A 25438-nucleotide genomic window follows, 5' to 3' on the forward strand; every position below is an offset into this window, starting at 1 on the left:
CGCTGAATCGCCCTGCAAAATTAAATTTGGCACAGCCCTTGCTACATATGACGCGTACCAGGGGTGAGTTTGGGCTTAATTCGTGGAGGGGCAATATGAAGCTGGTGACCGTGGTAATCAAACCGTTCAAGCTGGAGGACGTGCGCGAGGCCTTGTCCTCCGTGGGCATTCAGGGGTTGACCGTAACCGAAGTGAAGGGCTTTGGCCGCCAGAAGGGGCACGCCGAGCTGTATCGCGGCGCCGAATATAACGTCAACTTCCTGCCCAAGGTCAAAATCGATATCGCCATCGCCGACGATCAGTTGGATGAAGTGGTTGATGTGATTAGCAAAGCCGCCTACACCGGCAAAATCGGCGACGGCAAAATTTTCGTTGCCGAATTGCAACGCGTGATCCGCATTCGCACCGGTGAAACCGACGAATCGGCACTGTAACCGCGAACTCAGTTAAGTGATGGGGATGATTGATAATGAAAAGACTGTTATCCATGTTGGGCCTGAGTTCGGTAACCCTGGTTCCTTCTTTGGCCCTGGCCGCCCCGGCGGTCGCCGATAAGGCCGACAACGCCTTTATGATGATCTGCACCGCGTTGGTGCTGTTCATGACGCTGCCGGGCATCGCGCTGTTTTACGGCGGTCTGCTGCGCGGTAAAAACGTGCTGTCGATGCTGACGCAGGTCACCGTCACCTTCGCGTTGGTCTGCGTGCTGTGGGTGCTGTATGGCTACAGCCTGGCGTTCAGCGAAGGCAATGCGGTGTTCGGCGGATTCGAGACGGCGATGTTGAAAGGCATCGGCATCGACAGCGTCACCGGCAGCATCAGCCAGATGATCCACGTCGCTTTCCAGGCCTCTTTCGCCTGTATCACCGTGGCGTTGGTGGTGGGCGGCTTCGCCGAACGCATTCGTTTCTCGGCGGTGCTGATCTTCGCGATCCTGTGGTTCACGCTGTCTTATCTGCCGATCGCGCACATGGTGTGGGGCGGAGGCTACCTGGCCGCCGACGGCGCATTGGACTTCGCCGGCGGCACCGTGGTGCACATCAACGCCGCCAGCGCCGGGTTGATCGGCGCCTACCTGATTGGCAAACGCGCCGGCTTCGGTAAAGAGGCCTTCAAACCGCACAACCTGCCGATGGTGTTTACCGGGGCGTCCATCCTGTATATCGGCTGGTTCGGCTTCAATGCCGGTTCCGCCAGTGCGGCCAACGGCATTGCGGCCTTGGCATTCCTCAATACCGTGGTTGCCACTGCGGGCGCCATTCTCTCCTGGACCTTCGCCGAGTGGGTGCTGCGCGGCAAGCCTTCATTGCTGGGCGCCTGCTCCGGCATGATCGCCGGGCTGGTTGCAGTGACGCCGGCGGCGGGCACCGTGGGGGTGGGCGGGGCGTTGATCATCGGCCTGGTGGGCGGCGTCGCCGGCCTGTGGGGCGTCGTGACGCTGAAAAAATGGCTGAAAGTGGACGACACCTGTGACGTGTTCGGTGTGCACGGGGTGTGCGGCATCGTCGGCTGCCTGTTGACCGGGGTGTTCACCGCCTCTTCACTGGGCGGCACCGGTTACGCCGAAGGGGTGACGATGGGCCATCAGGTCTGGATCCAACTGGTGAGCGTGCTGATCACGCTGGTGTGGTCGAGCGTCGCCGCCTTTATCGCCTTCAAGATCGCGGGCGCCATGGTTGGATTGAGAGTGACGGAGGAGCAGGAACGCGAGGGGCTGGACGTCAACAGCCACGGCGAGAGCGCCTACAACCAGTAAGGCTCAAAGCAGGGCAGTGCGCTAAAGACTAAAATAATGATGAAGCCAAAAGGGGCGATGGAAACATCGCCCCTTTCTTTATGCTGCGGATCAGGCGTCGCGTTGGCGAATCACCCCTTCCTGCACGGTGGTGGCGACCAGTACGCCGTCGCGGGTATAAATCTGGCCGCGCACAAAGCCCCGTGCGCCGGAGGCGGAGGAGCTCTCCACCGCGTACAGCAGCCAGTCATCCATGCGGAACGGGCGGTGGAACCACATTGAGTGGTCAATGGTGGCCACCTGCATGCCCGGCTCGAGGAAACCGACGCCGTGCGGCTGCAGCGCCGTCGGCAGGAAATTAAAGTCCGACGCGTAGCCCAGCAGATATTGGTGGATGCGCTGATCGTCCGGCATGCTGCCGTTGGCGCGGAACCACACATAGCGATGCGGTTCTTCCACGCTGCCTTTCAGCGGGTTATGGAATTTCACCGGGCGCATTTCGATCGGCTTCTGGCCGATAAATTTTTCGCGCACTTTTTCCGGCAGCATATGCGCCAGCTTCTGGGCGATCTCTGATTCAGACAGCAGCCCTTCCGGCGGCGGCACGTCCGGCATCAGGTTCTGATGCTCGAAGCCCGTTTCCGGACTTTGGAAGGAGGCGGTCATATAGAAGATAGGTTTGCCGTGCTGGATGGCGCTGACGCGGCGCGCGCTGAAGCTGTTGCCGTCGCGCAGGGTTTCCACGTCGTAAACGATAGGTTTGCTGCTGTCGCCCGGGCGCAGGAAGTAGCTGTGGAACGAATGCACGCTGCGCTCGTCCGGCACCGTCTGTTTGGCGGCGTACAACGCCTGGCCGACCACCTGCCCGCCGAACACCTGGCGCAGCCCCAGATCTTCACTCTGACCGCGGAACAATCCTTCTTCGATTTTCTCCAGATCCAGCAGATCGAGGAGGTTTTGCAATGCCTGGCTCATAAAGTTGTTACCTTTCTAATAATCATTTTGCGCAGTGTGCGGAATATCACGGCGCGGCGTCAACATTTTGCGTTAAGGGCCGATGAGAATGCTCTTAATCATGGACGCCTTGGGTTGTTTAAGTGATTAATAGACGGGGTAAAGTGGATTTATCAGTGTTTTGTGCTAGGTTTAATAGGTGAGGTGGTGAAAGCCACCAACATGTTGATAATAAAAAAGGAGACCGATCCATGAAACTCTGGCAAATCGTAGGCGGTGCCGCGGCACTGACGATCACGCTGGCAGGATGCGCGCAAAAGAGTGCCGATGTGCCTACACAGGCGGCCGGTAACCCGGCGGCTGCGCAAACGCAGATTCAGGGCCCGGCGGTGACAGGTTCGGTTAATATACGTCAGCGCATTGCGCTGCCGCCGGACGCCGTACTGACGGTCACCCTCTCTGACGCTTCGCTGGCAGATGCGCCGTCCAAAGTGATTGCACAGCGCGCGGTACGTACTGAAGGGCAGCAGGCGCCATTCAGCTTTACGCTGCCGTACAACCCGTCCGACATCCAACCGAATGCGCGCATCATTCTGAGCGCGGCGGTGACGGTCAACGGGCGCCTGATGTTCATTACCGACACCATCCAGGAAGTGGTTAACCGCAACGGCACCCGCGCCGATCTGCTGCTGGTTCCGGTTCAGGGTGTGCCGATTCAGGCTGCGCCAACCGCCATGCAGTAAACTTACTGCGGTACAGCAAGATGAAATCAACAGCCTTTGCGCTTCGGCCAAAGGCTGTTTTGTTTTACCAGCGCCAGCCGTAGCGTTCGAAATCGACCGTGCTGTGTGGGCCGAAAATTATCCCCTCCGCCAGCAGTGCCTGCCGTTGCCGTTGAAAATCCTCCCCCTGCTGCGAGATCTGTCCGTGCCGGTTGATCACCCGGTGCCAGGGCAGCGTGCTGCCTTCGGGCAAACGCCGCAGCACGCCGCCAACCTGACGCGCGGCGCGCGGCGAGCCGGCCAGCCGGGCGACTTCACCGTAAGTGGTGACTTTGCCGAACGGGATGGCGGCCACGATATGGAAAACCCGCTGGCTGAAAGAGGCGTCTTCTGGTTGCATATTGCTGTTCCTGCACGAGTCAAAACCCAGGTGAAGAGTGTGCCACAGCGCAGGTGGGTAAGAAAACAGCGGTTGGCCCCGGTTGGCTTGCTATTTGGTGGGGCATCGCCGATAATGCCCACCGCTTCAGAGTACAGAAGCCGTCAATGGGGGCCCTGTTGGTTCTCCCGCAACACTAACTTGTGAACTCGGTCAGGTCCGGAAGGAAGCAGCCGCAGCAGGTGACGTGTGTGCCGGGATGTAGCTGGCAGGGTCCCCACCCATTTGGGCTTCGCCAATCCGCGCTTTTGTCACCTCTCTTCCACGTATCTATTATCCATTTCTGTCATCAGGCAGAGCGACACGCATTTCTTTTCTTCCCGTCCTCAATTCTTTTGGATAATGAATTAGCGGTGCTGGGGGCAGGCATAGTGAGGCGGGCGATGAGGTAACCTGTCTCGATAAAAAAAGAAAATTGTTTCCGGAAATATTATTATCGAAAGAGGGAACGTAAATGAAGTTTTACTGTCAATAGGAAAAGTACGTATTTAACTTGAACATTGAGGCCGATAAAAGCATCGGCTCAACGCGTTGGGGGGCTGATTATCTGACATATTTCCAAACGGAGGTGGGGATTTTGTCATACAGTTTGTTCATGGTGAGCTCTGCCAGACGGTGATCGGCCGCTGAGTAAAACAGCTCCAGTTCATCATCGGAAAGCTCGTACTTATTTTTCTCAATAACACGTTCGAGAGTATCAATCGTGGTGCATTTACGTAAACGCATCAGATAGTCGGTTTTAGTCATGGTGGCCTTTAGTTTAATAACCGTAAAATAGCTTGGGAATAATTATCCCCTAAGTTTTCATTGTCGTACAGATGTCCTCTCCTGAGAACATTCTGAATAATCTCGCCTTGGTTTTTTGCCAGCGGCGCAGGTCGGAATCATTGATACCATAGCTGCTGAACAGCGTATAGGTATCGTCGAGATATTCTTCGACTAACTCCGACAGGTCAGATTCGTCCATGTATTTAATTTTATAACTCATCACAAACGAAGCGATATGTTCGATCAACTCATTAAGCTGCAGGTTGACGGAGGACGTCGGATCGTTGACCCACCCATGATGACTGTCTCCCAGGGTAGCGATACCTTCATCATACAAATTTTCGCACAAGAATTTGAGCTGAGCAATGTCGTGCCGCTTAGGCGAATACTCATCCATATCATCCCCTCCGTAAGTCTTAATTGCGGTGTGATAACACTATGTGAGTAAGCTGATTTACATCATGAACGGAGGCAGCTTAACGGTGGTTAAATAAACTTCCCGTAAAATGAATATAAATCATTTTTTCGCGTTTGGCCTGTAGTTATTACGTAAACTTACAATTCATCCGCAGTTGATGGGCGTGAGTTATCAATGATGTCGAAGATTAAACCCCGTGACGTCACTTGAAACCGGACGCTGTCGTTGATGATATCTTCGCTGTTGATATCCAGGCAGGCATTAAAAATGCCCCACTTATAACGATAACTCATTGAATAATCGCCGCCACCTTGCTGCACTATATCAAGTATTTCTAATGAATCTTCGGCATAGCGTGCGCTTTCAGAATAAAAGCTGAGTCCGCTGGTCAGCGCCGGCACTAACTCCGCGCTATTGTCATTAATCACTTTCTTTAATTTTTTAACAGAAAGTGCGTTGACTTCCAGGTTACAGGCAAGGGTAACAAGCATTAATCTCGGCCAACAACAATGTTATCTGCTTATCTTACTCCTTTTCCGCCCTCGTCGGTAAATTTTTCGATTTACCGCTGTTCTTTACCTTACGCCAACATTCCAACCGAATGGAAATAGCCCTGAGTTTTGTAAGGGGGACGGGGGAAGATCCGCTGTGCGAGGGATTGTTACGTTCCGTTGCATTATTGTCGCGCCATAGCTTGAGATACGGTAGTTGTTGTGATGTTATATTATAACCATTAACCCGTCATTTTGGTCACCACATTGATTCCCACTTCGCAACATGGCGCCGCGTCGTCACTGAATTCGTTGTTCACCACCTCCGCTGCCGCGCGTTGTGCGGGTGCCGCTGTGCTGCTGGCTCTGCTGTGGCTCGGCATCTTTTGGGCGGTATCGCTGCCATGATCACCCTGCGCCAGTTGGTGCTGGGCTATGGCACCACGCCGCTTTTTCCGCCGCTGAGCGGGCAGTTTACCGCCGGCTCGTTGACCGCGGTGGTGGGCGTCAATGGGGCCGGAAAATCGACATTGCTGAAAACGCTCGCCGGTTTGCTGCCGCCGATGAGCGGCAGCCTGAATTTTAGCGGCGGAAAGCCGCCGCGCAGAGCTTATTTGCCGCAGCAGGCGGAATTGGATCGGCAATTCCCGATCGCGGTGAGCGATCTGGTGGCGATGGGCTGTTGGCCGCAAAGCGGCATGTTCGGAGGCATGAACAAGCGTGCGGCGAGCCAGGTCAATGAGGCGTTGGCGAGCGTTGGCATGAGCGCGCTGGTGCGCAACCCGGTGGGCGAGCTGTCCGGCGGTCAGCTGCAGCGGGTGTTGTTTGCGCGCCTGCTGGTCCAACAAGCGCCGCTGATTTTGCTGGATGAACCTTTCACCGGTATCGACAGCGCCACCACGCAGATCCTGCTGCAGGCGATCGCGCAACTGCACCGGCAGGGGAAAACGGTGATCGCCGTGCTGCACGATATGTCGATGGTCGCCGAGCATTTTCCGCAGGCGCTGTTGCTGACGCCGCAGGCTTGCCACTGGGGCGCGGCCGAGCAAGTGCTGGAGCAGGTGCCGAGGCATCACGCCGCCGAACGGCTGCCGGATCTGCGGGCGGTGGCGCCATGATGCTGTTGCATGGGCTTATCGATCCTTTTCTCTCTTTCGGTTTTATGCGTCGCGCGCTGATGGCTTGCCTGGCGTTGTCGCTCAGCGCCGCCCCGCTGGGCGTGTTTCTGCTGCTGCGCCGCATGAGTCTGGTCGGGGATGCCTTGTCCCACGCGGTGTTGCCGGGCGCGGCGATCGGCTATCTGATCTCCGGCATGTCGCTGGTGGCGATGGGCGTAGGCGGCTTTATCGCCGGGCTGGCGGTGGCGATGTTGTCCGGCCTGGTGAGCCGCCGCACGCCGCTGAAAGAGGACGCCAGCTTCGCCGGATTCTATCTGGGTTCACTGGCGCTGGGGGTCACGCTGGTCTCGCTGCGCGGTTCCAGCGTGGATCTGCTGCACGTGTTGTTCGGTTCGATCCTGGCGGTGGATGCGCAGGCGATGCTGATGGTCGGTGCGATCGCCTCGGTTTCGCTGCTGGCGCTGGCGGCGCTGTACCGCGCGCTGGTGATCGAATCCTTCGACGTCACTTTCCTGCGCGTTAACGCGCCGCGCCGGTTGGCGCTGATCCACGGCCTGTTTTTGGCGCTGGTGGTGGTCAATCTGGTGGCGGGATTCCAGATCCTCGGCACCCTGATGTCGGTTGGGTTAATGATGTTGCCCGCCGCCAGCGCGCGCTTCTGGGCGCGCAATCTGCCGCAGACGCTGGCGACGGCGATGGGCATCGGCGCGCTTTCCAGTCTGATTGGGCTGGTGTGGTCCTATCACGCTTCGCTGCCCGCCGGCCCGGCGATCGTGCTCAGCGCCAGCATCCTCTTTTTTGTCTCAATCCTGTTTGGAACGCGCGGAGGCATTTACGCCTTTGCGCGCCGTTGAGAAGTGCCATTTGCAAGGAGAAAGTATGAAACGTTTACCTATATCGCTGGCGGTTGCTGCTCTGCTGGCCAGCCCATTGGCGATGGCGAAGACCGTCGACGCCGTCGCCAGCTTTTCCATTCTGGGAGATATCGTCAAGCAGGTGGGCGGCGATCACGTCAAGGTCAGCACGCTGGTGGGGCCGGATGGCGATCCGCACAGTTTCGAGCCTTCGCCGCAGGACGGCAAGAAGCTGGCTCAGGCTGATGTGGTCTTCGTCAGCGGCCTGGGGCTGGAAGGGTGGATCGATCGCCTGGTCAGCGCTTCGGGTTATAAAGGGCAGGTGATCACCGCTTCACAGGGCATCAACACCCGCCAGATGGAAGAGGATGGCAAACCGATTACCGATCCTCACGCCTGGAACAGCATGAAAAACGGCGTGCAGTACGCCACCAACGTGATGAACGCCCTGATCGCCGCCGATCCTGAGGATGCCAACTATTTTCGCCAGCGCGGCGCCGACTACATTCAGCAGCTGCAAAAGTTGGATCTGTGGGCCAAAACCCAGTTCGCCGCAGTGCCGCCGCAGAAACGTAAGGTGCTGACCAGCCATGATGCTTTTGGCTACTTTGGGCAAGAGTATGGCGTCACCTTCCTTGCCCCGGTCGGATTTTCCACCGAAGCGGAAGCCAGCGCCAGCGACGTGGCGAACCTGATTAAGCAGATTAAACAGGAGAAGGTTAACGCTTACTTTATCGAAAACCAGACCGATCCGCGGCTGGTGAAACAGATTGCCGCCGCCACCGGCGCCAAGGCGGGCGGCGAGCTGTACCCTGAAGCGCTCTCCCGCGCCGGCGGCCCGGCGGCCACCTATGAGCAGGCGTTCAAACACAATGTCGACACGCTGCTGAGCAGCATGAAGTAATCTCTGCCCCCCGCCCGCGGGTGGGGGACAGCTTGCAGGCACTTTCTCGCCATAAAAAAAGCCCCGTTGAGCAGCAACGGGGCTTTGCGACAGATGACACTTGGGAGTTAACGCTTTTTCTTACGTCCCTGTACCGCTTTGAATCGCGGATTGCTTTTACAGATCACATAGATGCGGCCACGACGACGCACGACTTTGCAATCCGGGTGGCGGTTTTTCGCCGAACGCAATGAACTCAATACCTGCATGGGGTTTCCTTGTTACTTATTGCCGATAAAGCGGCCAAAGCGCTGCTGGAAGCGCGCCGTGCTGCCTTCTTTGGAATAGTCTTTCTGCTTGCCGGTGTAATACGGATGCGAAGCGGAAGAGACGTCGAGGGTGACATACGGCCAGCTTTCGCCGTCCAGTTCGATAGTGCGATCGGTTTTGATGGTCGATCCCACTTTGAAGTAGGCATTGGCGCTGACGTCGTGGAACACCACGGTGCGGTAATCGGGGTGGATGCCGGGTTTCATAATGGCTCTCTCGTGTAATGTTATACTATAACAATAATTATGCGCCGACCTGGCATCGCGATCAAGCGCAAATTGCACACAAAAGTGAATTAATGAGAATGGTTTGCATTAAGTAACTGAAACAAAATAAAAAGGCCGCATGCGCGGCCTTTTCGATTATCAGGTGGAGCTCACATCACTGAGCGATCAGTGGTGCTCTACCGGATGGCTGTGTTCCAGGTCTTCGTTCTTCTTGCTGAAGCGGCGGCGAACCACCACGAAGAACACCGGTACGAAGAAGATCGCCAAGACGGTAGCGGTGATCATCCCGCCCATTACGCCGGTACCAACCGCGTTCTGTGCGCCGGAGCCCGCACCGCTGCTGATAACCAGCGGCAGAACCCCGAGGATGAAGGCCAGGGACGTCATCAGGATTGGACGCAGACGCATACGCACCGCTTCCAATGTCGCTTCGATCAGGCCTTTGCCTTCTTTTTCCATCAGGTCTTTGGCGAACTCCACGATCAGGATGGCGTTCTTCGCCGATAGACCGATGGTGGTCAGCAGCCCCACCTGGAAGTACACGTCGTTGTTCATGCCGCGCATCGTCGCGGCCAACAACGCACCGATAACCCCCAGCGGCAATACCAGCATGACCGAGAACGGCACGGACCAGCTTTCATACAGCGCCGCCAGACACAGGAACACCACCAGAATCGAGATGGCGTACAGCGCCGGCGCCTGGTTGCCCGACAGACGTTCCTGATAGGACATGCCGGTCCAGTCGTAACCGATGCCGCTTGGCAGTTTGGACGCCAGTTGCTCCATCAGGTTCATCGCTTCACCGGTACTCTTGCCCGGTGCGGCCTGGCCCAGAATTTCCATCGACGGCAAGCCGTTATAGCGTTCCAGACGCGGTGAGCCGTATTCCCATTTCGCCGAAGAGAAGGCGGAGAATGGCACCATCTGGCCGCTGGTACCGCGCACGTACCACTTGTTGATGTCTTCCGGCAGCATGCGGAACGGCGCTTCGGCCTGTACGTACACCTTCTTCACACGACCGCGGTCGATGAAGTCGTTGACGTACGAACCACCCAGTGCAGTGCTCAGCGTGCTGTTGATGGTGGTGATGCTCACGCCCAGCGCCTTGGCTTTCTCCTGATCGACGATCAGTTTGAACTGCGGCGTATCTTCCAGGCCGTTCGGGCGCACGCCCACCAGCACGTCCGGATGCTGAGCAACCATGCCCAACAGCTGGTTACGCGCTTCGGTCAGTTTTTCGTGCCCCAGGCCGCCCTGGTCAATCAGCTCGAAGTCGAAGCCGGTTGCGGTACCGAGTTCGATGATCGCCGGCAGGTTGAACGGGAACACCAGGCCTTCTTTAATCTGCGAGAAGGCGCCCATGGCGCGACCCGCGATCGCTTCGACCTTGTTCCCGGCCCCCGGACGCTCGCCCCAGTCTTTCAGGCTGACGAATGCCAGGCCGTTGTTCTGGCCGTTACCGTTGAAGCCGAAGCCCGCGACGGTAAACACCGAAACCACGTTGTCCTTTTCCTTGTTCAGGAAGTAGTCGGAGACTTCTTCCAGCACTTTGTTGGTGCGGGACTCGGTGGCGCCGGCAGGCAACTGCACCATGGTCAACAGGATGCCCTGATCTTCGTCCGGCAGGAACGAGGAAGGCAGGCGCAGGAACAGCAGGCCCATGCCAACCACGATCAGCAGGTAGATGATCAGATAGCGGCCGGTGCTGCGCAGGATGTTGCCCACGCTGTCGGTATAGTGATGCGTGCTCTTCTCGAACATGCGGTTAAACCAGCCGAAGAAGCCTGTTTTAACCCCGTGATCGCCTTTCGGGATCGGTTTGAGCATGGTGGCGCACAGCGCCGGCGTCAGGATCAAGGCCACCAGCACCGACAGCGCCATCGCGGACACGATGGTGATCGAGAACTGGCGATAGATGGCGCCGGTTGAGCCGCCAAAGAACGCCATCGGCACGAATACCGCCGACAGCACCATGGCGATGCCCACCAGCGCGCCCTGGATCTGGCCCATCGATTTACGGGTGGCTTCTTTCGGCGGCAGCCCCTCTTCGGACATGACGCGCTCGACGTTTTCCACCACCACGATGGCGTCATCCACCAGCAGGCCGATCGCCAACACCATGCCGAACATCGTCAGGGTGTTTATCGAGAAGCCGAACGCCGCGAGTATCGCAAAGGTCCCCAGCAGTACTACCGGCACCGCGATGGTTGGGATCAGCGTCGCGCGGAAGTTCTGCAGGAACAGATACATCACCAGGAACACCAGGATGATGGCTTCGATCAGCGTTTTCACCACTTCGTTGATGGAGATTTTAACGAACGGGGTGGTGTCGTACGGATAAACCACTTTCATCCCTTGCGGGAAGAATGGCGCCATCTTGGCCAGCTCGTCTTTCACACCTTTGGCGGTGTTCAAGGCGTTGGCGCCGGTTGCCAGTTTGATACCCAGGCCGGCGGCAGGCTTGCCGTTATAACGCGCGGTAACGGCATAGCTTTCCGCGCCGCGCTCGATGTGAGCGACGTCGCGCAGGCGCACCTGGGAACCGTCGGTATTCACCTTCAGCAGGATCTTGCCGAACTCTTCCGGCGAAGTCAGACGGGTCTGCGCGATGATCGAGGCGTTCAACTGCTGCCCCGGCACCGGCGGCAGGCCGCCCAGCTGGCCTGCGGCGATCTGGTTGTTCTGCTCGGTGATGGCGGAGGTCACGTCCGTAGTCGTCAGCTGGTAGTTGTTCAGCTTGTTCGGATCCAGCCAGATACGCATCGCATACTGGGCACCGAACAGCTGCACCTCGCCCACGCCGGACGAACGGCTGATCGGATCCTTGATGTTGGACGCCACGTAGTCCGCAATATCGTCCTGCGTCATGTTCGGATCGTCGGAAACGAAGCCGGCCACCATCAGGAAGCTGCTGCTGGATTTTTCTACTTTCAGGCCCTGTTGCTGAACTTCTTGCGGCAGCAATGGGGTGGCCAACGACAGTTTGTTCTGAACCTGAACCTGCGCGATGTCAGGATCGGTGCCGGAATCAAACGTCAGGGTAATGGTGACGCTACCAGAGGAATCACTGGTGGAGGACATGTACATCAGGTTATCGATACCGTTCATGTTCTGTTCGATAATCTGCGTGACGGTATCCTGCACCGTTTTGGCATCTGCGCCCGGGTAGGTGGCGGAAATACTCACCGCCGGCGGTGCAATAGTGGGATACTGCGCGATCGGCAGTTTCATTATTGCAAGCACCCCCGCCAACATGACGATGATGGCGATTACCCAGGCGAAAATTGGGCGGTCTATAAAGAACTTAGCCATGTATTACAGGCTCCTTTTTATGACTTCTGCGCTTCAGACTGCGGCTGTTTTTGCGCCTGAGTGTCAACTTCCTGCACCTTTACCTGCGCGCCTGGATGCACTTTCATCAGGCCGGAGACGATCACGCGATCGCCGGCTTTCAGGCCATCGGTAACCAGCCATTTGTCGCCAATCGCCTGATCCGCCTTCAGCGTGCGCAGCTCAACTTTATCGTCTGCACCGACCACTAACGCCGTCGCTTCACCACGCGGGTTGCGGGTGACGCCTTGCTGCGGCACCAGCAGCGCATCGCTGCGCACGCCTTCGTCCAGACGGGCGCGCACGAACATGCCAGGCAACAGCGTATCGTTCGGGTTAGGGAACAGGGCGCGAATGGTAATGGAACCGGTGGTCTCATCGACGGTGACGTCAGAGAATTCCAGCGTGCCTTCCTGCGCATATTCGGTGCCGTTTTCCAGCATCAGTTTCACCTTGGCCTTGCCGTTTTCCTGCTTCAGCGCGCCGCTGGCCAGTTCTTGCTTCAGGCGCAGGAAGTCGGTGCTCGACTGGGTGACGTCGACATACATCGGATCCAACTGCTGCACGGTGGACAGGGCGGTCGCCTGGCCGTTGCTGACCAGCGCGCCTTCGGTCACGGCGGATTTGCCGATGCGACCGGAGATCGGGGAGGTCACTTTGGTGTACGCCAGATTAATGCGCGCGGTTTCGACGGCGGCCTTGGCGGCCACGACGGCGGCATCCGCTTGCTGCAGCGTGGAGACGGCGTTGTCGTAGTCCTGCTTACTGATATAGCTGGTACCCAGCAATGGCTTGTAGCGGTTTACCGTCACGCGTGCGATGGAAGCGCTGGCCTGTGCTTTGGCCAAATCGCCTTTCGCGCTGTCGTAGCTGGCTTGATAGGTTGCGGGATCGATTTGGTACAGAGACGTCCCGGCCTTGATATCGCTGCCTTCGACGAAGTTGCGCTTCAGGATGATGCCGCTGACCTGAGGGCGAACTTCGGCGATACGATACGCAGCGGTGCGGCCAGGAAGATCGGTAGTGATGTTGAGAGGCTCGGCCTTCAAGGTGACTACGCCCACTTCAGGTGCCTGTTGTTGGGCACCTTGCTGTTGGGTTTCTTTATCGTTACATCCTGTTAGCACTAAGCTGCCTGAAAGCATCAGAACGGCCGCCAGAGGCGTTAACCCTCTGTTTTTGTTCATAGAAAAACCTCAAGTGTCCGATTTCAAAATGATCAATGGATCACAAGCTTTAAAACCCATTGCTGCGTTAATTATATGTGCGTGCTATGGTACATACATTCGCGAATGTATGTAAATCACACTCCCCCTAAATAACAATGCCATGGCACGAAAAACCAAACAGCAGGCGCAAGAAACCCGACAGCAAATCCTCGATGCTGCGGTGAGAGAGTTCTCTGAACGTGGCGTTGCTGCAACGTCACTGACAGATATTGCCACCGCTGCTGGGGTTACGCGTGGAGCCATTTACTGGCACTTCAAGAATAAGGTAGACCTGTTTAATGAAGTTTGGGAATCTACCGAGCCGAAAATTGACCAGCTCGAAACAGAGTATCAGGCAAAGTTTCCCGATAATCCACTGCGGGTTATCCGAGAAATTCTGATTTACATTCTGACGTCTACGGTTGAAGACGGCCGCAGGCGGGCGTTGATGGAAATTATATTCCACAAATGCGAGTTTGTCGGTGAAATGATGCCGCTGCTGGATTCGCGCAAGGTGCTGTACCTCGCCGGTTACGAACGCATCGAGGCGGTGCTGTGCAACTGCATTCACCACGGGCAATTGCCGGCCGATCTGCACACTCGTCGCGCGGCGATCATCCTGCGCGGTTATATCACCGGCCTGCTGGAAAACTGGCTGTTTATGCCGGAAAGTTTCGATTTGCGGGCTGAAGCCGAAGCGCTGGTGGATGCGTTTTTGGAGATGCTGCAGTTTTGCCCCACCTTGCGCCTCAAATCCGATATGCCGACGGCTGCACCGTCCAACGCCGGCTCCCTGCCTTTATAAGGAGAGATTTCATGTCATCAGTCGTTCTCATCGCCAATGGCGCCGCCTATGGCCACGAATCCTTGTTCAATGCGCTGCGGTTGGCCATCGCCATGAAAGAGCAGCAGAGCGATCTCGATCTGCGGCTGTTTCTGATGTCCGATGCGGTGGTGGCCGGGTTGGCCGGGCAGCAGCCGCACGAGGGGTACCACCTGCAGCAGATGCTGGAAATCCTCACCGCGCAGCAGGTGCCGGTCAAGCTGTGCAAGACCTGCGCCGACGCGCGCGGCGTCAGCCGCTTGCCGCTGGCGGACGGCGTGGCGATCGGCACCTTGGTCGAGCTGGCGCAGTGGACGCTGGCGGCGGAGAAAGTGCTGACTTTCTGATTTCGCGACAATGGGACATCACCGGCAACGCTTTTGTTGTTCGTTGCCTGCCGGCGATCGTGATAATCTTCAGGCTTCTTAACCGATCCGAAGCTAAATCATGCATCGCTGGTTGACTCTGCCTTCTCTGGCGCCGCTCATGTTTGTCGGCGCATGCCGGCGGCGCATCGCCGCCGCGACTCTCCTTTTCCTTATTTACGCGTTCAGCTCGCCGGCGCAGGCGGCGCTGAGCGGCGATCTGCCGCAGCGCAGCGAAGTGCAAAGCCAGCTGGAAATGCTGAACAAGCAAAAAGCCCTGACGCCGGTCGAAAAGCTCTCCCAGCAGGATTTGACCCGCACGCTGGAGCTGCTGGATGCCCTTGAGCGCAACCGGCAAGACGCCGCGCAGCTTAAACAGCAGGTGCAGCAGGCGCCGGCGAAACTCAGTCAGGTCACCGCCGAATTGGATGCGCTGAAGCAGCCGGTAGACAATGCGGCGGCGCGCGCTGCGCTGTTGCCGCTGTCGCTGCGTCAGTTGGAAAGCCGGCTGTATCAAACGCTCGACGAGCTGCAAAGCGCGCAGGAGAGCCTCTCCACCTACAACAGCCAACTGGTGTCGCTGCAAACCCAGCCCGAGCGGGTACAAAGCACCATGTACGCCGCCTCGCAGCGCCTGCAGGAGATCCGCAGCCAGCTCAGCGGCCAGACGCCGGGGCAAGATTCGCTGCGCAACAGTCAGCAGGTGATGCTGAGCACCGAGCAGGCGCTGCTCAATGCGCAGCTGGAGCTGCAGCGTAAAAGCCTGGAGGCCAATACCACGCTGCAGGATCTGCTGCAAAAGCAGCGCGATTACACCACCGCGCATATCGATGCGCTCGATCGGTCGGTGCAACTGCTGCAGGAGATCGTCAACAGCAAGCGGTTGACGCTGTCCGAAAAGACCGCCAAAGAGGCGCAGAACCCGGAAGACGCCACCGATATTCAGCACGATCAGCTGGTCAGCAAGCAGCTGGACGTCAACCGCCAACTGAGCCAGCGGCTGATCGCCGCCACCGAAGAGAGCAACACCCTGTTCCAGCAGAACATTCGGGTCAAGAACTGGCTCGACCGCGGGCTGCAGGCGGAGCGTAACCTGAAAGAGCAGATCCAGGTGCTGAAAGGCAGCCTGGTGCTGTCGCGCATTCTGTATCAGCAGCAGCAAAGCCTGCCGCAGGGCACGCTGCTGGCGGATATGGATACGCGCATCGCCGATCTGCGGCTGGAGCAGTTCGATATCAATCAGCAACGCGACGATCTGTTCAAGGGCGAAGATTACATCAACCAGCTGGTGACCGAGAGCAAGGAAAAGGCCGGCCCGGAAGTGATCGACGCGTTGAACGAGATCGTCGACATGCGCCGCGAACTGCTGGATCAGTTGAACAAGCAGCTCAGCAACCAGCTGTCGCTGTCGATCAACCTGCAGATTAACCAACAGCAGCTCACCAGCGTCTACGGCTCGCTGCAGGATACGCTGACCCAGCAGATTTTCTGGGTCAACAGCAACAAGCCGGTCGATCTGGCGTGGCTGAAGGCGATGCCGGAGGCGGTGCGCAATCAGATTGCCGGGCTCGATCTCAAATTCGACGGCGGCAAGCTATTGCAGGGCGGGGTGAATGCGCTGGTGTTCCTGATCCCGCTGCTGTTGGCGGTCGGGGTATTGCGTTGGCGCTACCGGCTGATCGACGGCCATTTACAAAAGCTGGCCAACGATGTGGGGCAACTGAAGCGCGACGGCCAACTGCATACGCCGAAGGCCATCGCGCTGACCTTGCTGAAGGTGTTGCCCGGCGCCGCGTTGCTCCTTGGCGTCGGTTTCTGGATGTATCGCGCAGATTTTGGCATCAGCGACTTTATCTGGGCATTGTCGCAGCAGCTGGCGCTGTCATGGCTGGTATTCGCTTTCAGTTACCGCATGCTGAAACCGGGCGGCATCGCCGAGCGGCATTTCAACTTCGGCGCCAACCTGTGCGCGCATTACCGCCGCCAGACGCTGCGGCTGGGGCTGGCGCTGCAGCCGCTGATCTTCTGGTCGGTATTGGGCGAAAAAGCGCCGCTGCGCCTGGTGGAAGACGTTATCGGCCAGATCGTGGTGATGTTGACGCTGGCGCTGCTCACGGTGCTGGTGTTCCCGCTGTGTCGCGACAGCTGGCGTGAAAAGGGCTCGCACGCCGTGCGGCTGGTGATGGTCACTGCGCTGGCCGCCACGCCGCTGATCCTGCTGGGGCTGATGTTCGCCGGCTACTTTTATACCACGCTGCGGCTGGCCAGCCGCTGGATAGACAGCCTGTATCTGTTTTTCCTGTGGAATATTGTGTACCTGACTGCCCTGCGCGGCCTGAGCGTGGCGGCGCGGCGTCTGGCCTACCGGCGCGCGTTGGCGCGGCGGCAAAACGTGGCGAAAGAGGGGGCCGAAGGCGGTGAACCGGTGGTGGAAGAGCCGCCGCTGGCGCTCGATCAGATCAACCAACAGTCGCTGCGCCTGACCACCCTGGTGCTGTTCGCCATCTTCGCCAGCGCCTTCTACGCCATTTGGTCGGATCTGGTGACGGTCATCGCTTACCTGGACAGCATCACGCTGTGGCATTACACCAGCACCGTGGCGGGCAGCAGCGTGGCGCAGGCGGTGACGCTGGGCAACATGATGGTGGCGATCGCCGCGGTGATCGTCGCCTACGTGCTCACCCGCAACCTGCCCGGTTTGTTGGAGGTGGTGGTGCTGTCGCGGCTGCAGCTGCGGCAGGGGGCATCCTATGCCATCACCACCGTGCTCACTTACCTGATTACCGCCGTGGGCGCCGTGGTTGCGCTGGGATCGCTCGGCGTATCCTGGGACAAACTGCAATGGCTGGCCGCCGGTCTGACGGTCGGGCTGGGCTTCGGCCTGCAGGAGATCTTCGCCAATTTCGTCTCCGGTCTGATCATTCTGTTCGAACGCCCGATCCGCATCGGCGATACCATCACCATCGGCACCTTCTCCGGTTCGGTCAGCAAGATCCGCATTCGCGCCACCACCATTACCGACTTCGACCGCAAAGAGGTGATCATTCCGAACAAGGCGTTCGTCACCGAGCGGCTGATCAACTGGTCGTTGTCCGATACCATCACCCGCGTGCTGATCAAGGTCGGCGTGGCCTACGGCTCCGATCTCGACAAGGTGAAAAAGGTGCTGCTGCAGGCGGCGCACGACAACCCGCGGGTGATGACCGATCCCGAACCGCAGGTGTTCTTCCTCAACTTCGGCGCCAGCACGCTGGATCACGAACTGCGGCTCTATGTGCGCGAACTGCGCGATCGCAGCTACACGGTGGATGAACTGAATCGCTCAATCGACCGCTTGTGCCGGGAAAACGACATCGACATCGCTTTCAACCAGCTGGAGGTGTATCTGCATAACCAGCAGGGCAACGAAGTGCAGGAAGTGAAAAGAACGCTGTCGCCGGACGACGGCGGCCAGACGGCGGCGGATAAGCAATGAGAGGCGAAAGGGACAGCGGCGCTGTCCCCGGTTACTGTCCGGCGGGCAGATAGGGCGAGGTGACGCCGGCGCGCTGCAGCTTTTCCTGATAATCCCGTTTGACGATATCCAGCGCCGCCAGCGCGGTAGCCGGATCGATCTCGTTGCATTCCAGCAGGTAAATCAAGTCTACCGCCAGCTGCAGTTCGGGTGAGGCGTTTTCCAGAGACATAGCACCTGCGCTTATTAATTAATGGGATGAAAAACTCGTGTCTCGGCAGAGTATAGTGAACCCGGCGCGCAACCGGGAATAATCATTAAAATATTGTGATAAATCTTCAAAAACCGTTTTCTTTGCGCTCGATATTGCGCTCGATGCGCGCCAGCGCCTGACGGCAGCGCATCAGTCTCCCCTCCAGCGCCGCCAGCTCGTGCTGCAGCTTTTGCTGCGCCGCCAGCGTGGTCTGGCGCCCCAGCAGGCTTTCCCGATCCTGAATCATGGCGATCAGCCGGCGTTCGTAGTCCTGATGTTCGGCCAGTTTGTGGTACAGATCGGCCTCGGGGGCTTCTTTCGGCTGGTTCTTGCGCCGCAGCGCCTGGGTTGCCAGCTCGCGCTGCAGGGCAGAGATTTGAGCCACCAGTTTTTCGGCCAGAAAGGCCACCTGGCTGGTGCGGTTGTCGTTGGCGGCGCTTTGCAATTGGGCGAAATTTTTCTCCACTTCGGCCAGGTAGTCGCGCAGCCGCGTGCCGCGATTGGCGAACAGGGCGGCGTCGAAGCGCGCCTGCGGGATCGGAACGTCGCCGCGCGGGGTCACTTCGGCCGCCAGCGCCGCGATCTGCTGTGCCAACACCTGTAATAGACGCTGAGTGCTCACATAAGCTCCCTCTTGATTTCAACAGGCGTAAGCTTGCCCGCGATCCTGCCATGAAACAAGCGCTGTACGCATATTCCGCCGGCGCGGCGCCGATGCTACAGTAGGCGGCAACCGATTGAGGAGCGAAGAGCCGCATGACGCGTGGGTTATTGATCATTTTGGGTTGGCTGGCGGTGGTGCTGGCGACGTTGGGCGTGGTGCTGCCATTGCTGCCGACCACGCCGTTCCTGCTGTTGGCCGCCTGGTGTTTCGCCCGCTCTTCGCCGCGCTTTCATCACTGGCTGCTGCACCGCTCCTGGTTCGGCCCTTATCTGCGCCACTGGCAGCAGCATCGCGCGCTGCCGCCGGGGGCGAAGTGGAAGGCGGTGCTGGTTATTGTACTTACCTTCGCCTGTTCGCTGTGGCTGGTGAAAATCTGGTGGGTGCGCGGGCTGTTGCTGCTGATGCTGGCTATTTTGCTGACCTTTATGCTGCGCCTGCCGGTTATTGACCTGCCGCAACAAAAACAGCGCTGATTGTGCGCCGCTGGTTGCATTTGTCCGCCAGTTTGCATAGATTTGGGCGTTTTCGTGCGCGGATCGCCTGCCATTTCTTCTCCGGTGTGTTTCACCCGGGGGCGGCGGGTGAGCGGCGCGCCGGTTTTCAGGCAGTTTTATCAGGCAACAATTATGACCGCTACTGCGCAGCAGCTTCAGTTTATTAAAGACAGTATCAAAACCATCCCGGATTATCCGAAGCCGGGCATCCTGTTCCGCGACGTGACCAGCCTGCTGGAAAACCCGTTGGCCTACGCCGCCAGCATCGAGCTGCTGGTTGAGCGCTATCGCGAAGCGGGCGTGACCAAGGTGGTGGGTACCGAAGCGCGCGGTTTCCTGTTCGGCGCGCCCGTCGCGCTGGCGCTGGGCGTCGGTTTCGTGCCGGTGCGCAAACCGGGCAAACTGCCGCGCGCCACGCTCAGCGAAAGCTATGAGCTGGAGTACGGCACCGACAAGCTGGAGATCCACACCGACGCCATCACTGCGGGTGACAAAGTGCTGGTGGTGGACGATCTGCTGGCGACCGGCGGCACCATCGAAGCGACCACCAAACTGATCCGCCGTCTGGGCGGTGAAGTGAACGACGCCGCGTTCATCATCAACCTGCCGGATCTGGGCGGGGAAGCGCGTCTGAACAAGCTGGGCATCGATTGCTACTGCCTGGTGGACTTCGCCGGCCATTGATGCGGCATTGCCCCTTGGGCACAACGGCCTCGCGGATCGCCGCGGGGCTGTGTTAGCATGACCCTCCAGATTCCTCGACTTCTCCGGTATTAATGAGCTATCAGGTTCTCGCCCGTAAGTGGCGCCCTCAAACGTTCGCAGACGTGGTCGGCCAGGAACATGTCCTGACCGCGCTGGCCAACGGCCTCTCACTGGGGCGGATCCATCACGCCTATCTGTTCTCGGGCACGCGCGGCGTGGGGAAAACCACCATCGCCCGCTTGCTGGCCAAAGGTCTGAACTGTGAAACCGGCATCACCGCCACGCCGTGCGGCCAATGCGACAACTGCCGCGAGATCGAGCAGGGGCGCTTCGTCGATCTGATTGAGATCGACGCCGCTTCCCGAACCAAGGTGGAAGATACCCGCGATCTGCTGGACAACGTCCAGTACGCGCCGGCGCGCGGCCGCTTCAAGGTCTACCTGATCGACGAAGTGCACATGCTCTCGCGCCACAGCTTCAACGCGTTGCTGAAGACGTTGGAAGAGCCGCCGCCGCACGTCAAATTCCTGTTGGCCACCACCGATCCGCAAAAGCTGCCGGTGACCATTCTCTCGCGCTGTCTGCAGTTCCACCTCAAAGCGCTGGACGTCGATCAGATCCGTCAGCAGCTGGAAACGGTGCTGACGGCGGAGCAGATCACCAGCGACGCGCGTGCGCTGCAGCTTCTGGCGCGCGCCGCCGACGGCAGCATGCGCGACGCGCTGAGCCTGACCGATCAGGCGATAGCCATGGGGCAGGGGCAGGTGACCGCCGCCACCGTCAGCCAGATGCTCGGCACGCTCGATGACGAGCAACCGCTGGCGATCCTCGAAGCGCTGGTCAGCGCCGACGGCGAAAAGGTGATGGCGCAGGTCGCGCAGGCCGCTTCGCGCGGCGTGGACTGGGAAAATCTGCTGGTGGAGACGTTGGCGCTGCTGCATCGCATTGCGATGGTGCAGCTGTTGCCTTCGATGCTCGACAACCAGTACGCCGCCGTGGAGCAACGGCTGCGCGAGCTGGCGCGAACCCTGCCGCCGGCCGATGTGCAACTTTACTACCAGACGCTGTTGGTGGGCCGCAAAGAGCTGGCCTATGCGCCGGATCGCCGCATGGGGGTTGAGATGACCCTGCTGCGTGCGCTGGCGTTTCACCCGAAAGCGGTGATCCCGGAGCCGGTGGCGTTGGTGCAGACCGCGCCGGCGCCGATGGCGCAGCCGCAGGCCGCCGCTTCACAACAGCCGCCGCAGTTTCAGGACGCGCCGCCGCCGCTAGGGCAGCCGGCCGCGCCACAGCGACAATCATCGGCCCCTTTACCGGATGCCACCGCCCAGCTGTTGAAAGCGCGGTCCCAGCTGCAACGGCAGCAGGGAGCATCCACACCAAAAAAGAATGAGCCGGCGGCGCCAGGAATAGCGCGGCCGGCAAACTCGGCGCTGGGGCGTTTGGCTTCCGTGACCGAGCGCAGCCAGCAGCGCCTGGCGGAGAAGAAGGTGCCGGAAAAACCGGCGAAACCGGAAGCCTATCGCTGGCGCGCGCAGACCGAGCCGGAAGCGGCGCCGGAACCGCTGGCGACGCCGAAAGCGCTGCGTACGGCGTTGGAGCACGAGAAAACGCCGGAGCTGGCCGCCAAGCTGGTGGTGGAGTCGCTGGAGCGCGACGCCTGGGCGGCGGAAATCGATAAGCTGAAGATCCCAAAATTGGTGCAGCAGCTGGCGTTGAACGCCTTCAAGCAGCAGCCGGAGCCGGGCAAAATTAACCTCCATCTGCGGTCTTCGCAGCGCCATCTGAATTCGCCTTCGGCGCAGAAGACGCTGGCCGACGCGCTCGGTGAGCTGTACGGCGGCCCGATTGAGCTGACCGTGGTGGAGGACGATAATCCGGCGGGGCGGACCCCGCTGGAATGGCGACAAGCCATCTATGAAGAAAAGCTGGCGCAGGCGCGCCAGTCCATCGAAGCGGATACCAACATTCAGACGCTGCGCCGATTCTTCGACGCGGATCTGGATGAAGAGAGTATTCGTCCCCTTTAAACGCCGCGCGAGGTGCGCGGCCCTAGCGACGAGAGACGACTATGTTTGGTAAAGGCGGTCTGGGCAACCTGATGAAGCAAGCCCAGCAAATGCAAGAAAAAATGCAGCAGATGCAGGAAGAAGTCGCCAAATTGGAAGTGACCGGCGAATCCGGCGCGGGCCTGGTGAAAGTCACCATCAACGGCGCGCACAACTGCCGCCGCGTGGAGATCGATCCTAGCCTGATGGAAGACGACAAAGAGATGCTGGAAGATCTGATCGCCGCTGCGTTTAACGACGCCGCGCGCCGCATCGAAGAGACTCAGAAAGAGAAAATGGCTTCCGTCTCCAGCGGCATGCAGTTGCCGCCTGGCTTCAAGATGCCGTTCTGATGCAAACCAGCCCGCTCCTTGAATCCCTGATGGAGGCGTTGCGCTGCCTGCCGGGCGTCGGCCCGAAATCGGCGCAGCGCATGGCGTTTCAGCTGCTGCAGCGCGATCGCAGCGGCGGGATGCGCCTGGCGCAGGCGTTGACGCGCGCGATGTCGGAGATCGGCCACTGCGCCGACTGCCGCACCTTCACCGAACAGGACGTCTGCACTATTTGCGCCAATCCGCGCCGTCAGCAAAACGGCCAGATTTGCGTGGTGGAAAGCCCGGCGGATATCCACGCCATCGAGCAGACCGGCCAGTTCGCCGGGCGCTACTTTGTGCTGATGGGGCATCTGTCGCCGCTGGACGGCATCGGGCCGGGCGATATCGGTCTGGATCGCCTGGAGCAACGGCTGGAAAAGGAAAGCATCACCGAAGTGATCCTCGCCACCAACCCGACGGTGGAAGGGGAAGCGACCGCCAACTACATCGCCGAGATGTGCGGCCAGTATGGCGTGCTCGCCAGCCGCATCGCCCACGGCGTGCCGGTGGGCGGCGAGCTGGAGATGGTCGACGGCACCACGCTGTCGCATTCGCTGGCCGGGCGCCACGCCATCAAGTTCTGATGTTTTCCCGGATGGGGCCGCCCGGCCCCACCGTTTTTTGCCAAAAAATTCCCGCTGTCCGCTTGAAAAACAACACCCTGACCCTCATCTGATCCTCATTGTTCGATTTTGGTAGCCATTGTCTTTTGAGGTAATCAATGAGTATGAAAGGTCAAGAAACCCGCGGGTTCCAGTCTGAAGTAAAACAGCTGCTTCATTTGATGATCCATTCGCTGTACTCCAACAAAGAAATTTTCCTGCGCGAGCTGATTTCCAACGCCTCTGACGCCGCCGACAAGCTGCGCTTCCGCGCCCTGTCCGCGCCAGAGCTGTACGCCGGCGACGGCGAACTGCGCGTACGTTTGTCCTTCGATAAAGAGCAGCGCACCCTGACCATCGCCGACAACGGCATCGGCATGCGCCGCGAAGAAGTGATTGAAAACCTCGGCACCATCGCCAAGTCAGGCACCAAAGCGTTCCTGGAGTCCATCGGTTCCGATCAGGCGAAAGACAGCCAATTGATCGGTCAGTTCGGCGTCGGTTTCTATTCGGCGTTCATCGTGGCGGACAAAGTGACCGTGCGCACCCGCGCCGCCGGCGCCGCCGATGACGAAGGCGTGTTCTGGGAGTCCGCCGGCGAAGGCGACTACACCATCGCCGACATCACCAAAGAGACCCGCGGCACCGAAATCACCCTGCATCTGCGCGAAGGCGAAGATGAGTACCTCGACGCCTGGCGCCTGCGTTCGGTGATCGGCAAATATTCCGATCACATCGCCTTGCCGGTGGAGATCGAAAGCAAAAACGAAGAAGACGACACCGTCACCTGGGAGAAGATCAACAAGGCGCAGGCCCTGTGGACCCGCAGCAAGGCTGACGTGACCGACGAAGAGTACAAAGAGTTCTACAAACACATCGCCCACGACTTCACCGATCCGCTGAGCTGGAGCCACAACCGGGTGGAGGGCAAGCAGGAATACACCAGCCTGCTGTACATCCCGGCGCAGGCGCCGTGGGACATGTGGAACCGCGATCACAAGCACGGCCTGAAGCTGTATGTGCAGCGCGTGTTCATCATGGACGACGCCGAGCAGTTCATGCCGAACTACCTGCGCTTCGTGCGCGGCCTGATCGATTCCAACGATCTGCCGCTGAACGTATCGCGCGAGATCCTGCAAGACAGCCGCGTGACGCAGAACCTGCGCGGCGCGCTGACCAAGCGCGTGCTGCAGATGCTGGATAAGCTGGCCAAAGACGACGCCGAAGGCTACCAGAAATTCTGGCAGCAGTTCGGTCTGGTGCTGAAAGAGGGCCCGGCGGAAGACAACGGCAACCAGGAAGCGATCGCCAAATTGCTGCGCTTCGCGACCACCCACGGCGACAGCTCGGCGCAGACCGTATCGCTGGAAGAGTACGTCGGCCGCATGGCGGAAGGCCAGGAGAAGATTTACTACATCACCGCCGACAGCTACGCCGCGGCCAAGAGCAGCCCGCACCTGGAGCTGTTCCGCAAGAAAGGCATCGAAGTGCTGCTGCTGTCCGATCGCATCGACGAGTGGATGATGAGCTACCTGACCGAGTTCGACGGCAAGCCGTTCCAGTCGGTCAGCAAGGCGGATGAAGCGCTGGATAAACTGGCGGATGAAACCGAAGAGCAGAAGGCCGCCGAGAAGCAACTGGAACCATTCATCGAACGCGTGAAAACCCTGCTGGGCGATCGCGTGAAGGATGTGCGCCTGACGCACCGCCTGACCGATACGCCGGCGATCGTCGTGACCGACGCCGACGAAATGAGCACCCAGATGGCCAAGCTGTTCGCCGCTGCCGGCCAGCAGGCGCCGGAAGTGAAGTACATTTTCGAGCTTAATCCGGAACATGCTCTGGTCAAACGCGCATCCGACGTGGGCGATAACGAACATTTTGCCGAATGGCTCGACCTGTTATTGGATCAGGCGCTGTTGGCTGAACGCGGCACATTGGAGGATCCGAACCTGTTCATCCGCCGCATGAATAAGTTGCTGTCCGCCTAAAGTTGAAGATATGCGCCCTTAACGGCACCGTTAGGGGCGCATTTTCGGTTTTTCCCCACCTTTTCTCGCCTTTTGTTCGTCGGTTTTTTTGCACATTCCGCAATCGATTTCCTTCGCGCGCCTTGAGCCTGCCCCCCCTGAAATGGTATCGTTGAGCGTTTTCGCAATTTTATAAAAACTACATAGCA

26 protein-coding genes, 1 other RNA gene and 1 other annotated feature are annotated in these 25438 nt (G+C 59.0%); of the genes, 16 read left to right on the plus strand and 11 right to left on the minus strand.

The window, feature by feature from the left end; all coding sequences use genetic code 11:
- Nucleotides 1–95 precede the first annotated feature (95 nt).
- Both glnK and amtB read left to right on the plus strand, forming a co-directional pair.
- Nucleotides 96–434 (plus strand): P-II family nitrogen regulator, encoded by a 339-nt coding sequence (glnK, locus tag ACJ8PL_RS00985; protein ID WP_004940327.1) that lies wholly within the window; start codon nucleotides 96–98, stop codon nucleotides 432–434.
- Nucleotides 435–469: 35 nt separating this feature from the next.
- The gene (gene amtB / locus ACJ8PL_RS00990) at nucleotides 470–1756 is read left to right on the plus strand and encodes an ammonium transporter AmtB (protein ID WP_442530751.1); all 1287 of its coding nucleotides are present in this window, start codon (nucleotides 470–472) and stop codon (nucleotides 1754–1756) included.
- Nucleotides 1757–1846: 90 nt separating this feature from the next.
- Here amtB and tesB read toward each other — a convergent pair whose 3' ends face one another.
- Nucleotides 1847–2710, minus strand: coding sequence for an acyl-CoA thioesterase II (gene tesB / locus ACJ8PL_RS00995; RefSeq protein ID WP_016928847.1), 864 nt, complete (start codon nucleotides 2708–2710; stop codon nucleotides 1847–1849).
- A 230-nt stretch (nucleotides 2711–2940) separates the two neighbouring features.
- Between tesB and ACJ8PL_RS01000 the strand changes: the two genes are divergently transcribed.
- Entirely contained in the window at nucleotides 2941–3432 is a 492-nt protein-coding gene (locus ACJ8PL_RS01000) for a YbaY family lipoprotein (protein WP_016928846.1), read from the plus strand.
- Between the two features lie 64 nt (nucleotides 3433–3496).
- On the opposite strand, the gene ACJ8PL_RS01005 is transcribed toward ACJ8PL_RS01000, so the two are convergent.
- Nucleotides 3497–3811: an MGMT family protein gene (locus ACJ8PL_RS01005; protein WP_004940317.1), complete on the minus strand. Its 315-nt coding sequence runs from the start codon at nucleotides 3809–3811 to the stop codon at nucleotides 3497–3499.
- A gap of 156 nt (nucleotides 3812–3967) precedes the next feature.
- Here ACJ8PL_RS01005 and ffs point away from each other — a divergent pair.
- Nucleotides 3968–4064, plus strand: an RNA gene (gene ffs, locus ACJ8PL_RS01010) — signal recognition particle sRNA small type.
- A gap of 329 nt (nucleotides 4065–4393) precedes the next feature.
- On the opposite strand, the gene ACJ8PL_RS01015 is transcribed toward ffs, so the two are convergent.
- From ACJ8PL_RS01015 to ACJ8PL_RS01025, 3 genes are all read right to left on the minus strand, one after another.
- The gene (locus tag ACJ8PL_RS01015; protein ID WP_004940313.1) at nucleotides 4394–4597 is read right to left on the minus strand and encodes an HHA domain-containing protein; all 204 of its coding nucleotides are present in this window, start codon (nucleotides 4595–4597) and stop codon (nucleotides 4394–4396) included.
- Nucleotides 4598–4646: 49 nt separating this feature from the next.
- Nucleotides 4647–5015, minus strand: a complete 369-nt coding sequence (tomB, locus tag ACJ8PL_RS01020; RefSeq protein WP_004940312.1) for an Hha toxicity modulator TomB — start codon at nucleotides 5013–5015, stop codon at nucleotides 4647–4649.
- Between the two features lie 158 nt (nucleotides 5016–5173).
- Nucleotides 5174–5527 (minus strand): hypothetical protein, encoded by a 354-nt coding sequence (locus ACJ8PL_RS01025; protein ID WP_016928845.1) that lies wholly within the window; start codon nucleotides 5525–5527, stop codon nucleotides 5174–5176.
- 404 nt (nucleotides 5528–5931) lie between these two features.
- Between ACJ8PL_RS01025 and ACJ8PL_RS01030 the strand changes: the two genes are divergently transcribed.
- The 3 genes from ACJ8PL_RS01030 to ACJ8PL_RS01040 are packed head-to-tail and all read left to right on the plus strand — an operon-like array spanning nucleotide 5932 to nucleotide 8403.
- Nucleotides 5932–6645, plus strand: a complete 714-nt coding sequence (locus ACJ8PL_RS01030) for a metal ABC transporter ATP-binding protein (RefSeq protein WP_049299731.1) — start codon at nucleotides 5932–5934, stop codon at nucleotides 6643–6645.
- The gene (locus ACJ8PL_RS01035) at nucleotides 6642–7499 is read left to right on the plus strand and encodes a metal ABC transporter permease (RefSeq protein WP_004940309.1); all 858 of its coding nucleotides are present in this window, start codon (nucleotides 6642–6644) and stop codon (nucleotides 7497–7499) included. The genes ACJ8PL_RS01030 and ACJ8PL_RS01035 overlap by 4 nt, the downstream gene beginning before the upstream one ends.
- A 25-nt stretch (nucleotides 7500–7524) precedes the next feature.
- Complete coding sequence (locus ACJ8PL_RS01040) at nucleotides 7525–8403, plus strand: metal ABC transporter substrate-binding protein (RefSeq protein ID WP_016928843.1); 879 nt, start codon at nucleotides 7525–7527, stop codon at nucleotides 8401–8403.
- 107 nt (nucleotides 8404–8510) lie between these two features.
- On the opposite strand, the gene ykgO is transcribed toward ACJ8PL_RS01040, so the two are convergent.
- The 4 genes from ykgO to sdeX form a co-directional block, all read right to left on the minus strand.
- Nucleotides 8511–8651 (minus strand): type B 50S ribosomal protein L36, encoded by a 141-nt coding sequence (gene ykgO / locus ACJ8PL_RS01045; RefSeq protein ID WP_004940304.1) that lies wholly within the window; start codon nucleotides 8649–8651, stop codon nucleotides 8511–8513.
- A 12-nt stretch (nucleotides 8652–8663) separates the two neighbouring features.
- Nucleotides 8664–8918: a type B 50S ribosomal protein L31 gene (locus tag ACJ8PL_RS01050; protein ID WP_004940303.1), complete on the minus strand. Its 255-nt coding sequence runs from the start codon at nucleotides 8916–8918 to the stop codon at nucleotides 8664–8666.
- 186 nt (nucleotides 8919–9104) lie between these two features.
- Nucleotides 9105–12251: a multidrug efflux RND transporter permease subunit SdeY gene (gene sdeY / locus ACJ8PL_RS01055; protein ID WP_016928842.1), complete on the minus strand. Its 3147-nt coding sequence runs from the start codon at nucleotides 12249–12251 to the stop codon at nucleotides 9105–9107.
- A 17-nt stretch (nucleotides 12252–12268) separates the two neighbouring features.
- Entirely contained in the window at nucleotides 12269–13456 is a 1188-nt protein-coding gene (sdeX, locus tag ACJ8PL_RS01060; RefSeq protein ID WP_004940290.1) for a multidrug efflux RND transporter periplasmic adaptor subunit SdeX, read from the minus strand.
- A 142-nt stretch (nucleotides 13457–13598) separates the two neighbouring features.
- Here sdeX and acrR point away from each other — a divergent pair, with 142 nt between their 5' ends.
- The 3 genes from acrR (at nucleotide 13599) to mscK (ending at nucleotide 18140) form a co-directional block, all read left to right on the plus strand.
- Nucleotides 13599–14282 carry a multidrug efflux transporter transcriptional repressor AcrR gene (acrR, locus tag ACJ8PL_RS01065; protein ID WP_042705619.1) on the plus strand — a complete coding sequence of 228 codons (684 nt, stop codon included), beginning with the start codon at nucleotides 13599–13601 and terminating at the stop codon, nucleotides 14280–14282.
- 11 nt (nucleotides 14283–14293) lie between these two features.
- Nucleotides 14294–14647 (plus strand): DsrE/DsrF/TusD sulfur relay family protein, encoded by a 354-nt coding sequence (locus ACJ8PL_RS01070; protein WP_016928839.1) that lies wholly within the window; start codon nucleotides 14294–14296, stop codon nucleotides 14645–14647.
- A 100-nt stretch (nucleotides 14648–14747) separates the two neighbouring features.
- Nucleotides 14748–18140: a mechanosensitive channel MscK gene (gene mscK, locus ACJ8PL_RS01075; protein ID WP_442528588.1), complete on the plus strand. Its 3393-nt coding sequence runs from the start codon at nucleotides 14748–14750 to the stop codon at nucleotides 18138–18140.
- A 31-nt stretch (nucleotides 18141–18171) separates the two neighbouring features.
- Here mscK and rsmS read toward each other — a convergent pair whose 3' ends face one another.
- Both rsmS and priC read right to left on the minus strand, forming a co-directional pair.
- Nucleotides 18172–18351: a pleiotropic regulatory protein RsmS gene (gene rsmS, locus ACJ8PL_RS01080; RefSeq protein WP_016928837.1), complete on the minus strand. Its 180-nt coding sequence runs from the start codon at nucleotides 18349–18351 to the stop codon at nucleotides 18172–18174.
- A gap of 106 nt (nucleotides 18352–18457) precedes the next feature.
- Complete coding sequence (priC, locus tag ACJ8PL_RS01085; protein ID WP_033641136.1) at nucleotides 18458–18994, minus strand: primosomal replication protein PriC; 537 nt, start codon at nucleotides 18992–18994, stop codon at nucleotides 18458–18460.
- Between the two features lie 134 nt (nucleotides 18995–19128).
- On the opposite strand from priC, the gene ACJ8PL_RS01090 reads away from it, so the two are divergent.
- The 6 genes from ACJ8PL_RS01090 to htpG all read left to right on the plus strand — a co-directional run bounded on the left by ACJ8PL_RS01090 (nucleotide 19129) and on the right by htpG (nucleotide 25250).
- A complete protein-coding gene (locus ACJ8PL_RS01090) occupies nucleotides 19129–19509 on the plus strand; it encodes a DUF454 family protein (protein ID WP_004940275.1) in 381 nt (126 codons plus the stop codon).
- Nucleotides 19510–19662: 153 nt separating this feature from the next.
- Complete coding sequence (apt, locus tag ACJ8PL_RS01095; protein ID WP_015376864.1) at nucleotides 19663–20214, plus strand: adenine phosphoribosyltransferase; 552 nt, start codon at nucleotides 19663–19665, stop codon at nucleotides 20212–20214.
- Between the two features lie 92 nt (nucleotides 20215–20306).
- A complete protein-coding gene (dnaX, locus tag ACJ8PL_RS01100) occupies nucleotides 20307–22265 on the plus strand; it encodes a DNA polymerase III subunit gamma/tau (protein WP_016928834.1) in 1959 nt (652 codons plus the stop codon).
- Nucleotides 21598–21662 (plus strand) — a sequence feature (DnaX frameshifting element). It overlaps the preceding gene by 65 nt.
- 41 nt (nucleotides 22266–22306) lie before the next feature.
- Nucleotides 22307–22636 (plus strand): YbaB/EbfC family nucleoid-associated protein, encoded by a 330-nt coding sequence (locus tag ACJ8PL_RS01105; protein WP_004940264.1) that lies wholly within the window; start codon nucleotides 22307–22309, stop codon nucleotides 22634–22636.
- Complete coding sequence (recR, locus tag ACJ8PL_RS01110; protein WP_004940263.1) at nucleotides 22636–23241, plus strand: recombination mediator RecR; 606 nt, start codon at nucleotides 22636–22638, stop codon at nucleotides 23239–23241. Before ACJ8PL_RS01105 ends, recR begins: the two co-directional genes overlap by 1 nt.
- Before the next feature lie 143 nt (nucleotides 23242–23384).
- On the plus strand, nucleotides 23385–25250 hold the full coding sequence (gene htpG, locus ACJ8PL_RS01115; protein ID WP_442530752.1) for a molecular chaperone HtpG: 1866 nt from the start codon (nucleotides 23385–23387) through the stop codon (nucleotides 25248–25250).
- Nucleotides 25251–25438: the final 188 nt, after the last annotated feature.

The sequence above is a fragment of the Serratia sp. CY83965 genome, assembly GCF_052166375.1.
GTDB classification, from domain to species: Bacteria; Pseudomonadota; Gammaproteobacteria; order Enterobacterales; family Enterobacteriaceae; genus Serratia; species Serratia marcescens.

Excerpts from the sequence above, each read along its gene's own strand:
- apt (WP_015376864.1), top strand. The coding sequence starts at position 19,663 with ATGACCGCTACTGCGCAGCAGCTTCAGTTTATTAAAGACAGTATCAAA.
- ACJ8PL_RS01070 (WP_016928839.1), top strand. The coding sequence starts at position 14,294 with ATGTCATCAGTCGTTCTCATCGCCAATGGCGCCGCCTATGGCCACGAA.
- sdeY (WP_016928842.1), bottom strand. The coding sequence starts at position 12,251 with ATGGCTAAGTTCTTTATAGACCGCCCAATTTTCGCCTGGGTAATCGCC.
- ACJ8PL_RS01030 (WP_049299731.1), top strand. The coding sequence starts at position 5,932 with ATGATCACCCTGCGCCAGTTGGTGCTGGGCTATGGCACCACGCCGCTT.
- ACJ8PL_RS01105 (WP_004940264.1), top strand. The coding sequence starts at position 22,307 with ATGTTTGGTAAAGGCGGTCTGGGCAACCTGATGAAGCAAGCCCAGCAA.
- amtB (WP_442530751.1), top strand. The coding sequence starts at position 470 with ATGAAAAGACTGTTATCCATGTTGGGCCTGAGTTCGGTAACCCTGGTT.
- sdeX (WP_004940290.1), bottom strand. The coding sequence starts at position 13,456 with ATGAACAAAAACAGAGGGTTAACGCCTCTGGCGGCCGTTCTGATGCTT.
- rsmS (WP_016928837.1), bottom strand. The coding sequence starts at position 18,351 with ATGTCTCTGGAAAACGCCTCACCCGAACTGCAGCTGGCGGTAGACTTG.
- ACJ8PL_RS01090 (WP_004940275.1), top strand. The coding sequence starts at position 19,129 with ATGACGCGTGGGTTATTGATCATTTTGGGTTGGCTGGCGGTGGTGCTG.
- recR (WP_004940263.1), top strand. The coding sequence starts at position 22,636 with ATGCAAACCAGCCCGCTCCTTGAATCCCTGATGGAGGCGTTGCGCTGC.
- dnaX (WP_016928834.1), top strand. The coding sequence starts at position 20,307 with ATGAGCTATCAGGTTCTCGCCCGTAAGTGGCGCCCTCAAACGTTCGCA.
- ACJ8PL_RS01000 (WP_016928846.1), top strand. The coding sequence starts at position 2,941 with ATGAAACTCTGGCAAATCGTAGGCGGTGCCGCGGCACTGACGATCACG.
- ykgO (WP_004940304.1), bottom strand. The coding sequence starts at position 8,651 with ATGCAGGTATTGAGTTCATTGCGTTCGGCGAAAAACCGCCACCCGGAT.
- ACJ8PL_RS01025 (WP_016928845.1), bottom strand. The coding sequence starts at position 5,527 with ATGCTTGTTACCCTTGCCTGTAACCTGGAAGTCAACGCACTTTCTGTT.
- glnK (WP_004940327.1), top strand. The coding sequence starts at position 96 with ATGAAGCTGGTGACCGTGGTAATCAAACCGTTCAAGCTGGAGGACGTG.
- mscK (WP_442528588.1), top strand. The coding sequence starts at position 14,748 with ATGCATCGCTGGTTGACTCTGCCTTCTCTGGCGCCGCTCATGTTTGTC.
- acrR (WP_042705619.1), top strand. The coding sequence starts at position 13,599 with ATGGCACGAAAAACCAAACAGCAGGCGCAAGAAACCCGACAGCAAATC.
- htpG (WP_442530752.1), top strand. The coding sequence starts at position 23,385 with ATGAAAGGTCAAGAAACCCGCGGGTTCCAGTCTGAAGTAAAACAGCTG.
- ACJ8PL_RS01035 (WP_004940309.1), top strand. The coding sequence starts at position 6,642 with ATGATGCTGTTGCATGGGCTTATCGATCCTTTTCTCTCTTTCGGTTTT.
- tesB (WP_016928847.1), bottom strand. The coding sequence starts at position 2,710 with ATGAGCCAGGCATTGCAAAACCTCCTCGATCTGCTGGATCTGGAGAAA.
- ACJ8PL_RS01015 (WP_004940313.1), bottom strand. The coding sequence starts at position 4,597 with ATGACTAAAACCGACTATCTGATGCGTTTACGTAAATGCACCACGATT.
- ACJ8PL_RS01050 (WP_004940303.1), bottom strand. The coding sequence starts at position 8,918 with ATGAAACCCGGCATCCACCCCGATTACCGCACCGTGGTGTTCCACGAC.
- ACJ8PL_RS01040 (WP_016928843.1), top strand. The coding sequence starts at position 7,525 with ATGAAACGTTTACCTATATCGCTGGCGGTTGCTGCTCTGCTGGCCAGC.
- tomB (WP_004940312.1), bottom strand. The coding sequence starts at position 5,015 with ATGGATGAGTATTCGCCTAAGCGGCACGACATTGCTCAGCTCAAATTC.
- ACJ8PL_RS01005 (WP_004940317.1), bottom strand. The coding sequence starts at position 3,811 with ATGCAACCAGAAGACGCCTCTTTCAGCCAGCGGGTTTTCCATATCGTG.